Here is a 479-nt window from a genome sequence, read left to right on the forward strand (position 1 = left end):
GCCCTGATTTTTAAGCCGATTCGCATGCGTGCGGATTACCGCGACCGGATCTTCCGCATAGGCGCCACGCACACCCAGCAGTTGATTGATTTCGTCGATATGATTCCACTTGTAGCTCGTGCTGATCACCTGGCCGTACAGCGAGCTGCAGCGCGAAACGAGTCCATCGTTCGCGCCGGACCCCCGATTGATCATGACTGTGCCAGTCGCGAGAAACGCGAGCGTCGTCGGATCGAGCACCTTGGCCGCGTCGATCAGCGCCGTGCTCGTATCGGTTGCGCCCGTCACGATGCCGAACAGCGAGAAAGTCGGCTGGATAGCGGTACCGGCCCACGAGTACAGCAAATGCTTGTTGCCGCCGACAGTCTCCGTCGCGGCACCGGTCTGGCACGAGCCCGGTGCGCCCAAGCCCGCGCTCGGGTAGTTCTGGTTGAAGGTTGCCGATCGCGCAGTGGTGAGCGTTGTCAGCGCGGCGAGCG

1 pseudogene is annotated in these 479 nt (G+C 62.4%); it reads right to left on the reverse strand.

The window, feature by feature from the left end:
- Positions 1-479 (reverse strand): annotated as a pseudogene (locus tag RZR99_RS33080) (triacylglycerol lipase); the annotation flags it as partial.

It is taken from the genome of Burkholderia alba (genome assembly GCF_034721475.1).
GTDB lineage: Bacteria > Pseudomonadota > Gammaproteobacteria > Burkholderiales > Burkholderiaceae > Burkholderia > Burkholderia alba.